The 13,755-nt window shown below is 59.3% G+C and carries 10 protein-coding genes; 6 read left to right on the top strand and 4 right to left on the bottom strand.

What is annotated here, in order from left to right; genetic code table 11:
- Nucleotides 1–57: 57 nt before the first annotated feature.
- On the bottom strand, nt 58–1,071 hold the full coding sequence (galE, locus tag OKC29_RS12905) for a UDP-glucose 4-epimerase GalE (protein WP_073352132.1): 1,014 nt from the start codon (nt 1,069–1,071) through the stop codon (nt 58–60).
- A 204-nt stretch (nt 1,072–1,275) separates the two neighbouring features.
- Between galE and OKC29_RS12910 the strand changes: the two genes are divergently transcribed.
- The 6 genes from OKC29_RS12910 to OKC29_RS12935 all read left to right on the top strand — a co-directional run bounded on the left by OKC29_RS12910 (nt 1,276) and on the right by OKC29_RS12935 (nt 11,184).
- On the top strand, nt 1,276–2,280 hold the full coding sequence (locus OKC29_RS12910; protein WP_073352130.1) for a substrate-binding domain-containing protein: 1,005 nt from the start codon (nt 1,276–1,278) through the stop codon (nt 2,278–2,280).
- A gap of 218 nt (nt 2,281–2,498) precedes the next feature.
- A complete protein-coding gene (locus OKC29_RS12915) occupies nt 2,499–5,576 on the top strand; it encodes a beta-galactosidase (protein WP_073352128.1) in 3,078 nt (1,025 codons plus the stop codon).
- A 234-nt stretch (nt 5,577–5,810) separates the two neighbouring features.
- Complete coding sequence (gene mglB, locus OKC29_RS12920; RefSeq protein ID WP_073352126.1) at nt 5,811–6,797, top strand: galactose/glucose ABC transporter substrate-binding protein MglB; 987 nt, start codon at nt 5,811–5,813, stop codon at nt 6,795–6,797.
- Between the two features lie 54 nt (nt 6,798–6,851).
- Nucleotides 6,852–8,372 (top strand): galactose/methyl galactoside ABC transporter ATP-binding protein MglA, encoded by a 1,521-nt coding sequence (gene mglA, locus OKC29_RS12925; protein WP_011707761.1) that lies wholly within the window; start codon nt 6,852–6,854, stop codon nt 8,370–8,372.
- 16 nt (nt 8,373–8,388) lie between these two features.
- Nucleotides 8,389–9,399: a galactose/methyl galactoside ABC transporter permease MglC gene (gene mglC / locus OKC29_RS12930; RefSeq protein ID WP_011707760.1), complete on the top strand. Its 1,011-nt coding sequence runs from the start codon at nt 8,389–8,391 to the stop codon at nt 9,397–9,399.
- Between the two features lie 51 nt (nt 9,400–9,450).
- Entirely contained in the window at nt 9,451–11,184 is a 1,734-nt protein-coding gene (locus OKC29_RS12935) for a methyl-accepting chemotaxis protein (RefSeq protein WP_073352125.1), read from the top strand.
- A gap of 601 nt (nt 11,185–11,785) precedes the next feature.
- On the opposite strand, the gene OKC29_RS12940 is transcribed toward OKC29_RS12935, so the two are convergent.
- From OKC29_RS12940 to OKC29_RS12950, 3 genes are all read right to left on the bottom strand, one after another.
- Nucleotides 11,786–12,154, bottom strand: a complete 369-nt coding sequence (locus OKC29_RS12940) for a CopG family transcriptional regulator (protein WP_011707758.1) — start codon at nt 12,152–12,154, stop codon at nt 11,786–11,788.
- A gap of 1 nt (nt 12,155) precedes the next feature.
- On the bottom strand, nt 12,156–12,803 hold the full coding sequence (locus tag OKC29_RS12945; RefSeq protein WP_073352123.1) for an AAA family ATPase: 648 nt from the start codon (nt 12,801–12,803) through the stop codon (nt 12,156–12,158).
- A 100-nt stretch (nt 12,804–12,903) separates the two neighbouring features.
- Nucleotides 12,904–13,080 carry a hypothetical protein gene (locus OKC29_RS12950; protein ID WP_164470747.1) on the bottom strand — a complete coding sequence of 59 codons (177 nt, stop codon included), beginning with the start codon at nt 13,078–13,080 and terminating at the stop codon, nt 12,904–12,906.
- Nucleotides 13,081–13,755: the final 675 nt, after the last annotated feature.

Raw genomic sequence — 13,755 nt, forward strand, 5'->3', positions numbered from 1 at the left:
GCGCGCCGCTCATCTGTGGCCCCTCTCCCGCGACGGGAGAAGGGAGCAAAACGGACATCACGCCTCGTACCCCTGGGGGTTGGCGGATTGCCAGCGCCAGCTGTCGGCACACATGGCGGCCAGATCCCGCCGGGCACGCCAGCCCAGCTCGCGCTCGGCCTTGGCGGGATCGGCCCAGCATTCGGCGATGTCGCCGGGGCGTCTTGGTTCGATGCGATAGGGCAAGGGGCGGCCGCTGGCCGTCTCGAACGCCGTGACCATCTGCAGCACGCTCTGGCCCTGGCCCGTGCCCAGGTTGTAGACGTGTACGCCACCCTTGCTGGCGCAGTGCTGCAGCGCCTTGACGTGCCCTTCGGCGAGATCCATGACGTGGATGTAGTCGCGCACACCGGTGCCGTCGACGGTGGGGTAATCGTTACCAAAGATGGAAAGGCAGTCGCGCCGGCCGATGGCGACCTGGGTCAAAAACGGCATGAGGTTGTTGGGGATCCCCTGGGGATCTTCCCCCATGGTGCCCGACTCGTGGGCGCCAACCGGGTTGAAGTAGCGCAGCAGGGTCATGCTCCAGTGCGGCTCGGCCCGTTGCAGATCCTCGAGGATCTCTTCGATGATCAGCTTGGATCGGCCGTAGGGGTTGGTGGCGCTGCGCGGGAAATCCTCCCGGATGGGGGTGCTGGCCGGGTCACCGTAGACGGTGGCCGACGAGCTGAACACCAGATTATGGACGCCGGCCCGCTGCATCGCCTGCAGCAATACCAGGGTGCCGCTCAGGTTGTTCTCGTAGTATGCGAGGGGGAGGCGGGTGGACTCCCCGACCGCCTTGAGGGCGGCAAAGTGGATCACGGCGTCGATCCGTTGCTCGCTGAAGATGCAATCCAGCAGAGCCGGGTCACGGATGTCCCCCTGATAGAAGCGGGGCTCGCGCCCGCTGATGGCGGCGATGCGAGCCAGTACGCCCGCCTTGCTGTTGCAGAGGTTGTCCACCACCACGGGCTCCATGCCAGCCGCTTGCAGTGCCAGGCAGGTGTGGCTGCCGATGTAGCCGCAGCCGCCGGTGACCAGTACTTTCATCCTCATCTCCACGCTGAAAAAAGCCTGTGAAGGAGTCTAGCCGAGGGGCCGGCGGGCAAACTGTGAACTGGCTAACAAATATGTGTAAACGATTACACTCGTTTTGGTGGTCGTTATTTCATCAATATGGTTTTCCCCCCTGTTATCAGTGACATTGCTCGGTATAATGGCGCCATCCCGAGCCGTGAAATAAGTGAAAACAGCATGAGTACCATCAAGGATGTCGCCCGTTTGGCCAACGTATCGGTGGCAACGGTTTCACGGGTGATGAACAACTCACCCAAGGCCAGTGCCGCCTCCCGCGAGGTGGTACAGAAGGCCATGGCCGAACTGGGCTACACCCCCAATGCCAACGCGCGAGCACTGGTCAGCCAGACCTGTGACACCATGGGGGTGCTGGTGGGTGACGTGGCGGATCCCTTCTTCGGTGCCCTGGTCAAGGGGGTGGCCGCGGTGGCGGTGGAACAGGGCCTGCACCTGTTGATGGGTAATGGTTTTCACAAGGCACGGCAGGAGCGCGAATCCATCGAACTGCTGATCGGCAAGCGCTGCGAGGCGCTGGTGGTGCACAGCAAGGCGCTGAGCGACGAGGAGTTGATCGACTACGCGCTGCGGGTGCCCGGCATGGTGCTGATCAACCGCGACATCCCGGTACTCAAGGGGCGCTGCATCGCCCTCAACAACCGCCAGGGGGCCGCCACGGCGACCCGCCATCTGCTGGAGCTGGGCCACCGCCACATCGCCTTCCTCAGTTCGGATCACGCCATCGAGGATGCCATCCTGCGGCTGCAGGGCTATCAGGATGCGCTGGCCGAGGCGGGGCTGCGCGCCGATCCCGAGCTGGTGGAGAGCGGCATGCCCAACGAGGAGGGCGGCGAGCGCGCCATGCTCAACCTGCTGGCCAAGGGGCTGCCCATCACGGCCGTGGTGGCCTACAACGATGCCATGGCGGCGGGGGCCATCTCGGTGCTGGCGGACAACGGCCTCAAGGTGCCGGAGGAGGTGTCGGTGGTGGGCTTCGATGACATCATCTATGCCAGATACCTGCGCCCCAAGCTCTCCACCATGCGCTATCCGGTTGAACTGATGGCAGCCCAGGCGGCCAAGCTGGCCCTGCAGCTGGCGGCGGGCGAAAGCGAGGCGGTGCAGAGCCGCATTTACACCCCGACCCTAATCAACCGCCATTCGGTGGCTCCCGTTCGAAGCTGATCCCTTTCATTTACCTCCGTTTATCGCTCCGGATCGCCGTTTTTGCGGCGCCTGATCCGGAGCCTTCGCCTTTTACCTACATTTAGCGCATTTTTACCCTGTTTTACTTAACAAATTCAGTGTAATCGTTTACATCTGTGTGAGCGAGATCGCCGATCACCGGGCAAAACTCCCCTACACTGCATACGTTTTCGGCGTTCATGCAGGGAGAGAGAAGAATGCTCAGGGAGATAGTGGCCCGTCAGGACTGGCAGACCCAGGCGATTACCGCAGTGAATCGGTTGTCTGCCCATACCCCCTTGTTCAGCTGGCGCAGCGAAGCCGCGGCGCGGGATGATCTCGCCTCGCCATCGCGCACCCTGCTGGATGGGGAGTGGCGTTTCTCCTTCTTCGCGGCGCCCGAGCTGGTGCCGGAGCACTGGCTGGTCGAGGATCTGCTGGATGCCTGTGCCATCAAGGTGCCGGGCAACTGGCAGCTGGATGCGGCCTACCCAGGGTTGCGGCCTGCGACGGATGTGCCCATCTACACCAACATCAAATATCCCTTCCCGTGCGATCCACCGCGGGTGCCGGCCGAGAATCCCACCGGCTGCTACTCCCGCGAGTTCAGCGTGCCGGCTGACTGGCTCGCCAGCGGTCAGACCCGGATCATCTTCGATGGGGTGGACAGCGCTTTTCACCTCTTCTGCAACGGCCGCTGGGTCGGTTACTCCCAGGACAGCCGGCTGCCTGCCGAATTTGACCTGACCTCTTTCCTCTGCAGCGGTGACAACCGGCTGGCAGTGCTGGTGCTGCGCTGGTCCGACGGCTCCTATCTGGAAGATCAGGACATGTGGCGCATGAGCGGCATCTTCCGCTCCGTCAGCCTGCTGCACAAACCGGCTCGTCATCTGATGGACATTCGGGTCACCCCAGAGCTGGACGCCTGCTATCGCGATGGCCGCCTCAAGATCGCGCTGCAGGCGGCCAACGGAGCCGGTCTGTCGGTGGCGGCCTGCCTCTATGACGGCGTTGAGCGGGTGGCGACTCTGCGCCAGCCGATCGGCACGCAAGCCATTGACGAGAAAGGGGCGTATGACGATCGCGCCGAGTGCTGGCTCGAGGTGGCGGCCCCGCGCAAGTGGAGTGCCGAGACCCCCCACCTCTATCGCCTTACCCTGACCCTGCTGGACGAGCAGGGGGAGCCCATCGAGAGCGAAGCCTATGACGTGGGCTTTCGGGCGGTGGAGATCCGTGGCGGCCTGCTGCGGGTCAACGGCCAGCCGCTGTTCATTCGCGGCGCCAACCGTCACGAACACGATGCGGCCAGCGGCCATGTGGTGACCCCCGCCGCCATCGAGCAGGATCTGCTGTTGATGAAGCGGCACAACTTCAACGCGGTGCGCTGCTCTCATTACCCCAATCACCCCGAGCTTTATCGGCTGTGCGACCGGCTCGGCCTCTACGTGGTGGACGAGGCGAACCTGGAGACCCATGGCATGACCCCCATGGGGCGGCTGGCGCGGGATCCCGCCTGGAGCAACGCCTTCCTGGAGCGGGTGACCCGCATGGTGGCCCGCGACTTCAACCACCCCAGCATCATCATCTGGTCCCTTGGCAACGAGTCGGGCTACGGCCCGGCCCACGATGCCATGTATGGCTGGGTCAAGCGGGCGGATCCGAGCCGTCCGGTGCAATACGAAGGGGGTGGGGCCGATACGCCGGCCACCGACATCATCTGCCCCATGTATGCCCGCACCCATCAGGATCAGCCTTTCCCAGCGGTGCCCAAGTGGGTGCTGGCCAAGTGGATCGGCCTGCCGGGAGAGACCCGCCCGCTGATCCTGTGTGAATACGCCCACGCCATGGGCAACAGCCTGGGGGGCTATGCCCACTACTGGCAGGCATTTCGCGATCATCCGCGGCTGCAGGGTGGTTTCGTCTGGGATTGGGTCGATCAGGGACTGGACAAGCTGACCGATGACGGCCGCCATTTCTGGGCCTATGGCGGTGATTTCGGCGATACCCCGAATGATCGCCAGTTCTGCTGCAACGGTCTGCTGTTCCCTGACCGCACCCCCCATCCCGCCCTGTTTGAGGCAAAACGTGCCCAGCAGCCGTTCGGGTTGAGGATGCTCGAGCGTCAGCCGCTGACGGTCGAGATCCGCAGTGAATACCTGTTTCGCGAGACGGACAACGAGCGGCTGCAGTGGCGGCTGTGCGAAGACGGCGTGGTGGTGAGCCAGGGTGAATGCCCACTTACCCTGGCACCGCAGGGAAGCGTGACGCTGACTCTGCTGGAGCGGTTGCCGGCCTTTGTGCCGGGGGCGCTCGCCTGGCTGGATCTCGCCATCGTGCAGCCAGCCGCCACACCCTGGTCTGTGGCCGGTCACGAGGTGGCGCGCCAACAATGCATGCTGCCTGCGCCGCTGGCGCTGCCTGTCGCCCGCACGCCGGCCACCTTCATCGAGCTGGCGGATGGCTGGCAGATCCGGGCGGCCGCCAGCGAGTGGCGGCTGGACAAGGCCAGCGGCCGCGTCCAAAGCTGGTGCAAGCTGGGCCGCGAGCAACTGAAAGAGGCCATCGCCGATCACTTCTACCGGGCACCGCTCGACAACGACATTGGTACCAGCGAGGCGGATCACGCCGATCCCAACGCTTGGATCGCTCGCTGGCAGGAGGCCGGGCTCAATGAGTTGCAGCACCGTTGCTTAGACCTGGTAGTGAGCCCTGACCAAGGGGTTGTGACTGTGTGTCACGGCTACTTCGTCGGAGATGCGCTCAAGCTGCTGACCCGCTGGCGCCACCAGTTCGATCAGGATGGAGCCATGCGCCTCGCCATCGAGGTGGAGGTGGCAGCCGAGATGCCCTCTCTGCCGCGCATCGGCGCCCGGCTCTGGCTGAACGACGAGGTGCTGGCAACAGGGGAGGAGGTGAGCTGGCTGGGGCGCGGTCCGCACGAGAACTATCCGGATCGCCTGCTGGCTGCCGACCTCGGTCGCTGGCAGTCGTCGCTCGATGCGCTGCACACCGCGTATGTGTTCCCGACCGACAACGGGCTGCGCTGCGACACCCGCCAGCTGCAGCTGGGTAGTGTCGAGGTCGAAGGGCTGTTCCATTTCAGTCTGAGCCGCTTCAGTCAGCAGCAGCTGACACAGGCCCGCCATCAGACCGATCTGGTGGCAGAGGGAGGGCTGCACCTCTGTCTCGATGGCTTTCATATGGGGATTGGGGGTGATGACTCCTGGAGCCAGAGCGTGCGGCCGGAATATTGGTTGCAGCCGGGCGGCTACTATTGGAACTGTGTTCTACGCTGAATCTGAGCGATTGCTTAACAAGAAAGAGCCTCGTTCAGGGCCCTAGTCTCAAGGTTTTAATGTAACCACATGATTTTTAATTGATTTATTGCTATGTAACAGAGTGTAAACGTTTTCATTTTGTTGTCATGATCACAGATTGTCATACAACAAACTGATTACATTAGGCTGGCGCCAGTTCACTTGGTGTACAGCATTCCCTACAAAAACAGATAGAGAGATCGGAGCATAACAATGAAAAAGATCACGACCATTGCCGCCGTACTGATGAGCCTGATGGCTGGAGCCACCGCTCATGCCGACACTCGCATCGGGGTGACCGTCTACAAATACGACGACAACTTCATGGCGGTAGTGCGCAAGGCAATCGAGAAGGAAGCGGCGGCCAACCCGGGGGTGGAGCTGCTGATGAATGACTCCCAGAATGACCAGTCCAAGCAGAACGATCAGGTCGACGTACTGCTGGCCAAAGGCGTGAAGGCGCTGGCCATCAACCTGGTTGACCCGGCGGCGGCCCCGGTCGTGATCGAGAAGGCCCGTGGCGAGGATGTGCCCGTGGTGTTCTACAACAAGGAGCCGAGCGCTGCCGATCTCGCCAGCTATGACAAGGCTTACTACGTGGGTACCGACTCCAAGGAGTCAGGCATCATCCAGGGTCAGCTGATCGCCAAGCACTGGAAAGCCAACCCGGCCTGGGATCTGAACAAGGATGGCGTCATCCAGTTCGTGCTGCTGAAAGGGGAGCCGGGCCACCCCGATGCCGAAGCCCGTACCACCTACGTCATCAAGACCCTGAACGACGGCGGTATCAAGACCGAGCAGCTGCACATGGATACCGGTATGTGGGATACCGCCATGGCCAAGGACAAGATGGACGCCTGGATCTCCGGCCCCAACGCCAACAAGATCGAAGTGGTCATCGCCAACAACGATGGCATGGCGATGGGTGCCGTCGAGTCGCTGAAGGCCCAGGGCAAGACCGCCATCCCGGTATTCGGGGTTGATGCTCTGCCGGAAGCGCTGGCACTGGTCAAGAGCGGTGCCATGGCCGGTACCGTGCTGAACGATGCTGCCAATCAGGCCAAGGCGACCTACGAGCTGACCAAGAACCTGGCGGAAGGCAAAGCGGCCGGTGAAGGCACCAAGTGGAACATCGTCAACAAGGTTGTGCGCGTTCCCTACGTTGGTGTCGATGCTGACAACCTGTCCAAATTTGAATAATTCCCTCCTCCCGGGCAAGGGGTCTCCCCTTGCCCTCAGTTTAAACCAGATGTGATGGCTGATATGACAACACAGCAACAATCAGAATGGCTGTTGGAGATGATTGACGTCAGTAAAAGCTTTCCCGGCGTCAAGGCACTCGATAATGTCAATTTACGGGTCCGTCCTCATTCTGTGCATGCGTTGATGGGCGAGAACGGGGCAGGAAAATCCACGTTGCTCAAGTGCCTGTTCGGCATTTACGAGAAGGATCAGGGCAAGATCTTCTTCAAGGGGCAGGAGATCAACTTCACCTCCTCCAAAGAGGCGCTGGAGAATGGCGTCTCCATGGTGCATCAGGAGTTGAACCTGGTGCTGCAACGTTCGGTGATGGACAACATGTGGCTCGGTCGCTATCCCACCAAGGGGCTGTTCGTCGACCACGGCAAGATGTATCAGGACACCAAGCATATCTTCGACGAGCTGGACATCGACATCGACCCGCGGGTCAAGGTAGGTACCCTCTCCGTCTCCCAGATGCAGATGATCGAGATCGCCAAGGCGTTCTCCTATGACGCCAAGATCGTCATCATGGACGAGCCCACTTCCTCGCTGACCGAGAAAGAGGTGAGCCACCTCTTCAAGATCATCAACAAGCTCAAGGAGAAGGGCTGCGGCATCGTCTACATCTCCCACAAGATGGAAGAGATCTTCCAGCTGTGTGACGAGATCACCATATTGCGGGATGGCCAGTGGGTGGCGACCCAGCCGCTCAAGGGTATGACCATGGATCAGATCATCGGCATGATGGTCGGCCGTGAGTTGACCCAGCGCTTCCCGGAGAAGACCAACCAGCCGAAAGAGGTGATCCTCGAAGTCGAGCACCTGACGGCGAAGAACCAGCCCTCCATTCAGGACATCACCTTCAACCTGCACAAGGGGGAGATCCTCGGCATCGCCGGACTGGTGGGGGCCAAGCGCACCGACATCGTCGAGACCCTGTTCGGCATCCGTGATCGCAGTGAAGGGATCATCAAGCTGCACGGTCAGCCGGTGGCGAACCACAATGCCCACGAGGCGATCCGCAACGGCTTTGCACTGGTGACCGAGGAGCGGCGCTCCACCGGCATCTATTCGCGTCTCGACATCGCCTTCAACTCCCTGATCGCCAACATGGACAACTACAAGGGTTCCATGGGGCTGCTCAGCGACAACAAGATGAAGAGCGATACCCAGTGGGTCATCGACTCCATGCGGGTCAAGACACCGACCCAGCAGACCCAGATCGGCTCCCTCTCGGGGGGCAACCAGCAGAAGGTGATCATCGGCCGCTGGCTGCTGACCCAGCCGGAGATCCTAATGCTGGACGAACCGACTCGCGGCATCGATGTGGGGGCCAAGTTCGAGATCTATCAGCTCATCCTGGAGCTGGCGAAGAAGGACAAGGGCATCATCATCATCTCGTCGGAAATGCCCGAACTGCTCGGCATCACGGATCGCATCATGGTCATGAGCAATGGCCGGGTCGCCGGGATCGTCAATACCAAAGAAACTGACCAGAGCGAGATACTGCGCCTGGCATCTCTGTACCTCTAGAGACAGGAAGACATTTATGGAGTCGGCTAAAAATTTCAATCTGATGCGGGCGCTCAAGGAGAACGGCATCTACGTGGTGCTGCTGGTGCTGCTCATGATCATCGTGATCAAGGAACCCTCCTTCCTGAGTCTCACCAACTTCAGCAACATCCTGACCCAGTCTTCGGTACGGGTCATCATAGCGCTGGGGGTGGCAGGCATCATCATCACCCAGGGTACGGATCTGTCGGCCGGTCGTCAGGTCGGCCTGGCAGCGCTCATCGCGGCGACCATGCTGCAGGCGCTGACCAACGTCAACAAGGTGTTTCCCAGCCTGGGTGAAGTGCCCATTCCGGCGGTGATCCTGCTGGTGTGCGTGGTGGGGGCCCTGATTGGTCTGGTCAACGGTCTCATCGTGGCTTATCTGAACGTCACCCCGTTCATTACCACCCTGGGCACCATGATCATCGTCTACGGCATCAACTCTCTCTACTTTGACTCGGTGGGCGCCTCGCCGGTAGCCGGTTTTGACCCCCGCTTCTCCAGCTTCGCGCAGGGGTTCATCAAGCTGGGCGGCTTCAAGCTATCCTATCTGACCTTCTATGCCGCCATCGCCAGCGTGTTCGTCTGGGTGCTGTGGAACAAGACCCGCTTTGGCAAGAACATCTTCGCCATCGGCGGCAACCCGGAAGCCGCCAAGGTCTCCGGTGTGAACGTGGCGGTCAACCTGGTGATGATCTATGCGCTGGCTGGGGTGTTCTACGCCTTCGGCGGCATGCTGGAAGCGGGCCGGATCGGCAGTGCCACCAACAACCTTGGCTTCATGTATGAACTCGATGCCATCGCCGCCTGCGTGGTGGGCGGGGTGTCGTTTGCCGGCGGGGTGGGCACGGTCGCCGGGGTGATCACCGGGGTACTCATCTTTACATTGATCAACTATGGTTTGACCTATATCGGGGTCAGCCCTTACTGGCAGTTCATCATCAAGGGCGGCATCATCATTCTGGCGGTGGCACTGGACTCCATGAAGTACGCCAAGAAGAAATAACGATTGGCAGAGAGGGTTGGCAGTGCCAGCCCTCTCTTCTGGAGGGATCCCATGCCATTCAAGGTCAAGATTTACGTTCTGTTGCTGCTGGCCATTCTGGTCACCATCGGCACTGCCTGGTTCAGCGTCAATCACTTCATCAGCGCCTACATCCGCACCCAGGCTACCCAGAACATCAACGAGCAGATCTCTCTGGTCAAAGAGAAGCTGGCCAGCGACATCAATCAGAAAATCCTGCTGGCGGCCAACCTCAACTTCGGGGTGACCAACGTCAAGAAGACGCTGGAAGAGACCGGCTTTCACAATATCGTCAAGGTGATCGGCGACATGGCGTTCGACGTGAGCGGGGTCATCAACGATACGGCCAAGGTCGATGCGCTGCGCAAGCTGATCCCCGCCGCCAACAACCAGATCACCGTCAGCCCGCTGCAGCAGGTGGATGGCAAGCCCGTCATCTCGATTCTGGTGCCGCGAGGGGCCGACTCTGCCTACCTTTATTACCTCGACATGAGCGAGTTCAAGAACCTGCTTGAGAAGGTGAGCGGCGAGGGGCGTTACTTCTCGCTGGCCGATGGCCAGGGCAATGTGCTCTACAGCAGCAAGCCGCAGGGAGAGAACGAGGCTCGTCCCAATCCGCTGGATATCCGTGGCAGCAGCTGGACGCTGACCGGCTACATCGATCTAGACTACATCCGCACCATGACCCAGGCGCTCAACGGCCAGATCATCATGGCGTTGCTCGGGGTGGCGGTGGTGGTGATGGTACTCGCCGTACTGGCGCTCAATCTCGCCTATCGTCCCATCCTTTCGCTGCGGGATCTGGTGCTGGAGCTCTCCCGTGGCAGCGGCGATCTGACTCGCCGGCTGGCGGTAACCAGTACCGATGATCTGGGCCAGATTTCGGCCGGCATCAACCGCTTTATCGAGCGGCTGCAGGAGATGATGAACGAGGTACGGCAGGCCAGCGGCCAGCTCAACAGCGGTATCGAAGGGCTGGCCAGCCAGACCGGCGCCGCCCAGTCCCTGCTGGCGGATCATGTGCGGGAAACCGAACAGGTGGTGATCGCCATCAACGAGATGAGCCGTACCGCCGTCTCGGTGTCGGAGAGTGCGGCCAGCACGGCCCAGTTGACCGGCCAGAGCCAGCAGCTGGCGAGCCAGTCCCGTCAGGTGGTGGATCAGGCCATGGCCAGCGTGATGGCGCTGGTGGACGAAGTGGAGGCCACTGCCCGCTCCATCGAAGCCATGCAGCAAGATGTGCAGCAGATTGGTTCAGTACTGGGAGTGATCGGCAGCATAGCCGAGCAGACCAACCTGTTGGCGCTCAACGCCGCCATCGAGGCGGCCCGCGCTGGCGAGCAGGGGCGCGGTTTTGCGGTGGTGGCCGACGAGGTGCGCTCCCTTGCCGCTCGCACCCAGCAGAGCACGGCGGAGATCCAGACCATGCTGGCCAGTCTGCAGCGGGGTACCCAGACGGTGGTGGATGCCATGAGCAACACCAAGCAGAGTTGCCAGGGGGCCGCCGAGAACACCACCCGGGTCAATGAATCGCTGGATCTGATGGCGGGAGAAGTGGTGGAGATCAACGATCTTATCAGCCACATCGCCACGGCGGCGGAACAACAGAGCGCGGTAGCCGAAGAGATCAATCGCAACATGAGTGCGATTGCCGAGGTGATCCGCCAGCTGACTCACAACGGGGAGGAGACGGTAGCCAGCTCCGCCGCGATGCAGCAGACCTATGACAGGCTGCGGGAGATTGTGGGCCACTTCCGGCTCGAGTAGATGCCGGAGGCTGGCCACCTAAGAAAAATGGCCAAAAAAGATGGGGGCGACTTGCGTCGCCCCCGATAGTCTTATCGCTCATGTCCTTGAACGAAGTTGCTCCCTGCAATCCCTGACTATACCTCTTCCTTTAGGTTTCCCCTTCCCAATCCTTTGGGGTGTCCTTTAGCCATCATGGCCTGACGAGTCATCCGTTCCCGTCGCACTTTCTCCGTCCTGGGAGGTGTCCTTTACCACATCCTGTGGTGAGTCCATTTGCCCAACCCTGGCAGCCAGTCTTCCTGACCGACTTCATTGCGTCCGTGCAGGAGTAACTATAAGGATTTCACGGGGCACGACAACGGCAGATTGAAAAACGTTTTTATGCATCTCGTTACGAAGGAAACTTGTTTCGATATATTTCATTTTAAATCAGTGGTTTGGTTTATTTGTGTTCAGGTTTTTTGATCCTATCTTCCGACTATCGCGAGAGCTTTTTCGGCGCTTTGCTCACGAGGTGAATGGCGAATGTCTCACACACCGTTTAACCGGGGTTCAGAAAGGGATAGGGGGAGCAGAGCGCGGGGAACTGGGGGCAATAACAAGTGTCGTGGCTGTCGTGTCAGTTGTGTTCCTGTAGCCGTTCATAGATGGTTTGGCGCTCTTCCGGGCTCAAGGAGGAGAAGTAATGGGTGAACAGACGCAGCAACAGGGATTTGTTCATGCCATCCTGCTGGGTCAGGCTGCCAAGCTCATCAATGGCCGTGGTACTCAGGGAAAAGGTCGCTTTTTTGTAGCTGGGTTTCAGGTGTTCACCATTCTCGATGAAGGCGAGTGCTGTGAGGGCTTCCTCCCGATGCAGATTCAGCTCCAGGCTGACAACCTTGGGTTTGCCCTTGGCGTAGAAGTCAGCATCTTCGATGAACTCGTCAATGGTGAATTTCTTCTGATGATGCAGATTGTGTTTCTTCTTCAGGTCGGCAAGGCCCATCTCACACCCCCAGCTCCAGAAACTCCTTGGCGATGGCCCGGATCTCTTCGGCCGACTTGCCATCCGGTTCTATTTCCATCACCGACAACCCCTTCTCCTCGCTGTCATCGTAGACATTGCGGCCATAGGTAATGGAGTTGAGTACGTCGACACCGAAGGAAGCGCACACCTCCTTGGCCTCCAGGATCCGTTTCACCTGATTGGGCAGGGCAGGGCACTGGGTCAGCACCACAGCTGCCCGCAGGCTGGGGTTGACCATCTTGCAGGTGGTGATGAGGTCTTCCATGTGCGGCAAGGTCTTGAGGTCGCGGCGTTTGGGGCGCAGCGGGATCAGGGCGTGGGTGGCAACCGCCATGGTGGAACGCAATGCCCGGTTGTCCTGGCCGCCGCAGTCGACGATGAGATAGTCATAGCGGTTCTTCAGGCTGAGCAGGTCGTTGCGGATGTTGCCGTAGAGCTGAACACAATTTATCTGGGGCAGGTCCGGATTGTCATTGCGCTCCTGGATCCAGTCCGAGGTGGTGCGCTGTGGATCGCAATCGACCAGCAACACCTCGCCATGAAATTGGGTCCTGAGGTAAACCGCCAGATTCTGGGCCAGGCAACTCTTGCCGCTCCCCCCTTTTTCGCCACCGACCAGCAGGATCATGACCGTCTCCTATCCCTATGAAAAACAGCTGCATTGAGTATAGGAGGGGGTTGGGCCATGACAAGCCAAGAGGAGGTGGCCTCCTCTTGGGCTCTCACTCTCAGTAGTGCTGGCTGCTGCCATACCACTGACAGACATAGGCCGGCACCAGCATCTGGGGAGCTTTGTCGACCTGGCATACCACCAGCGGCATGGCCGGTGCCCCTTCTGCGCTGACCAGCGCAGGGGTCATGGGCAGCAGCAGGCTTGCAAATAACAGCAGTGATTTGATCTTCATGGTTAGCTCCTTGGTGATAAAACGTGTGTGATCCTGATCACTTTCTGAGTTAAGCCGAGGTGGTTGGTGACGCAAGGTGCTGAAATAAATTCAACTAATGAAAAAAGTTTGAAAAGAGCCGATGGCAGGCGTCCTGAAAAATGAGCGGCCAAGATGCGGACTGGGTGCATATCCATATAAATGATGAGCCGGCAGGTGCGTCGCAGCGGGCCTGTGCGAGCGGGTTGGACGAGATACCATGATCTGGAACAACAAACAGATTATTCAGTGAGCAGGCAGGTAATGATTATTTATTTCCCCGTATCGCCACTTTGAAATCTCATAAAATTCAATTTTTTGCATATTAAATTCAATGAATGTTGATTTCGTTTTTATCTTAATGAAATTAAAGGGTTTTTGTTTTTATGTATATCCCTTAGTGGATATGTGAAATGAATGAAATCAGAAGAAATATGAAAAATATACGATGATAAATGAGTATTTAAACGAAGGAGATGAATGGGAGATTGTCAGTTCTGTTATCCCTATCAAAGAATAAACCGTGATTTTATTCAGTTATAAGTGAATGTGATCAATGTCTAAGTTTGGCGTGATTGGCAGGTCTAACCTCGGTCTCGAAAGGCAAGGGCAGGATAGAACACAAGCCGATTACCCTACATAAAGAATATCCCGCCT

This window comes from Aeromonas sp. QDB34 (genome assembly GCF_027705405.1).
GTDB lineage: Bacteria > Pseudomonadota > Gammaproteobacteria > Enterobacterales > Aeromonadaceae > Aeromonas > Aeromonas hydrophila.

What these genes read in the sequence shown, in the direction of transcription:
- galE (WP_073352132.1), bottom strand. Translation starts at nt 1,071, where the DNA reads ATGAAAGTACTGGTCACCGGCGGCTGCGGCTACATCGGCAGCCACACC.
- OKC29_RS12910 (WP_073352130.1), top strand. Translation starts at nt 1,276, where the DNA reads ATGAGTACCATCAAGGATGTCGCCCGTTTGGCCAACGTATCGGTGGCA.
- OKC29_RS12915 (WP_073352128.1), top strand. Translation starts at nt 2,499, where the DNA reads ATGCTCAGGGAGATAGTGGCCCGTCAGGACTGGCAGACCCAGGCGATT.
- mglB (WP_073352126.1), top strand. Translation starts at nt 5,811, where the DNA reads ATGAAAAAGATCACGACCATTGCCGCCGTACTGATGAGCCTGATGGCT.
- mglA (WP_011707761.1), top strand. Translation starts at nt 6,852, where the DNA reads ATGGCTGATATGACAACACAGCAACAATCAGAATGGCTGTTGGAGATG.
- mglC (WP_011707760.1), top strand. Translation starts at nt 8,389, where the DNA reads ATGGAGTCGGCTAAAAATTTCAATCTGATGCGGGCGCTCAAGGAGAAC.
- OKC29_RS12935 (WP_073352125.1), top strand. Translation starts at nt 9,451, where the DNA reads ATGCCATTCAAGGTCAAGATTTACGTTCTGTTGCTGCTGGCCATTCTG.
- OKC29_RS12940 (WP_011707758.1), bottom strand. Translation starts at nt 12,154, where the DNA reads ATGGGCCTTGCCGACCTGAAGAAGAAACACAATCTGCATCATCAGAAG.
- OKC29_RS12945 (WP_073352123.1), bottom strand. Translation starts at nt 12,803, where the DNA reads ATGATCCTGCTGGTCGGTGGCGAAAAAGGGGGGAGCGGCAAGAGTTGC.
- OKC29_RS12950 (WP_164470747.1), bottom strand. Translation starts at nt 13,080, where the DNA reads ATGAAGATCAAATCACTGCTGTTATTTGCAAGCCTGCTGCTGCCCATG.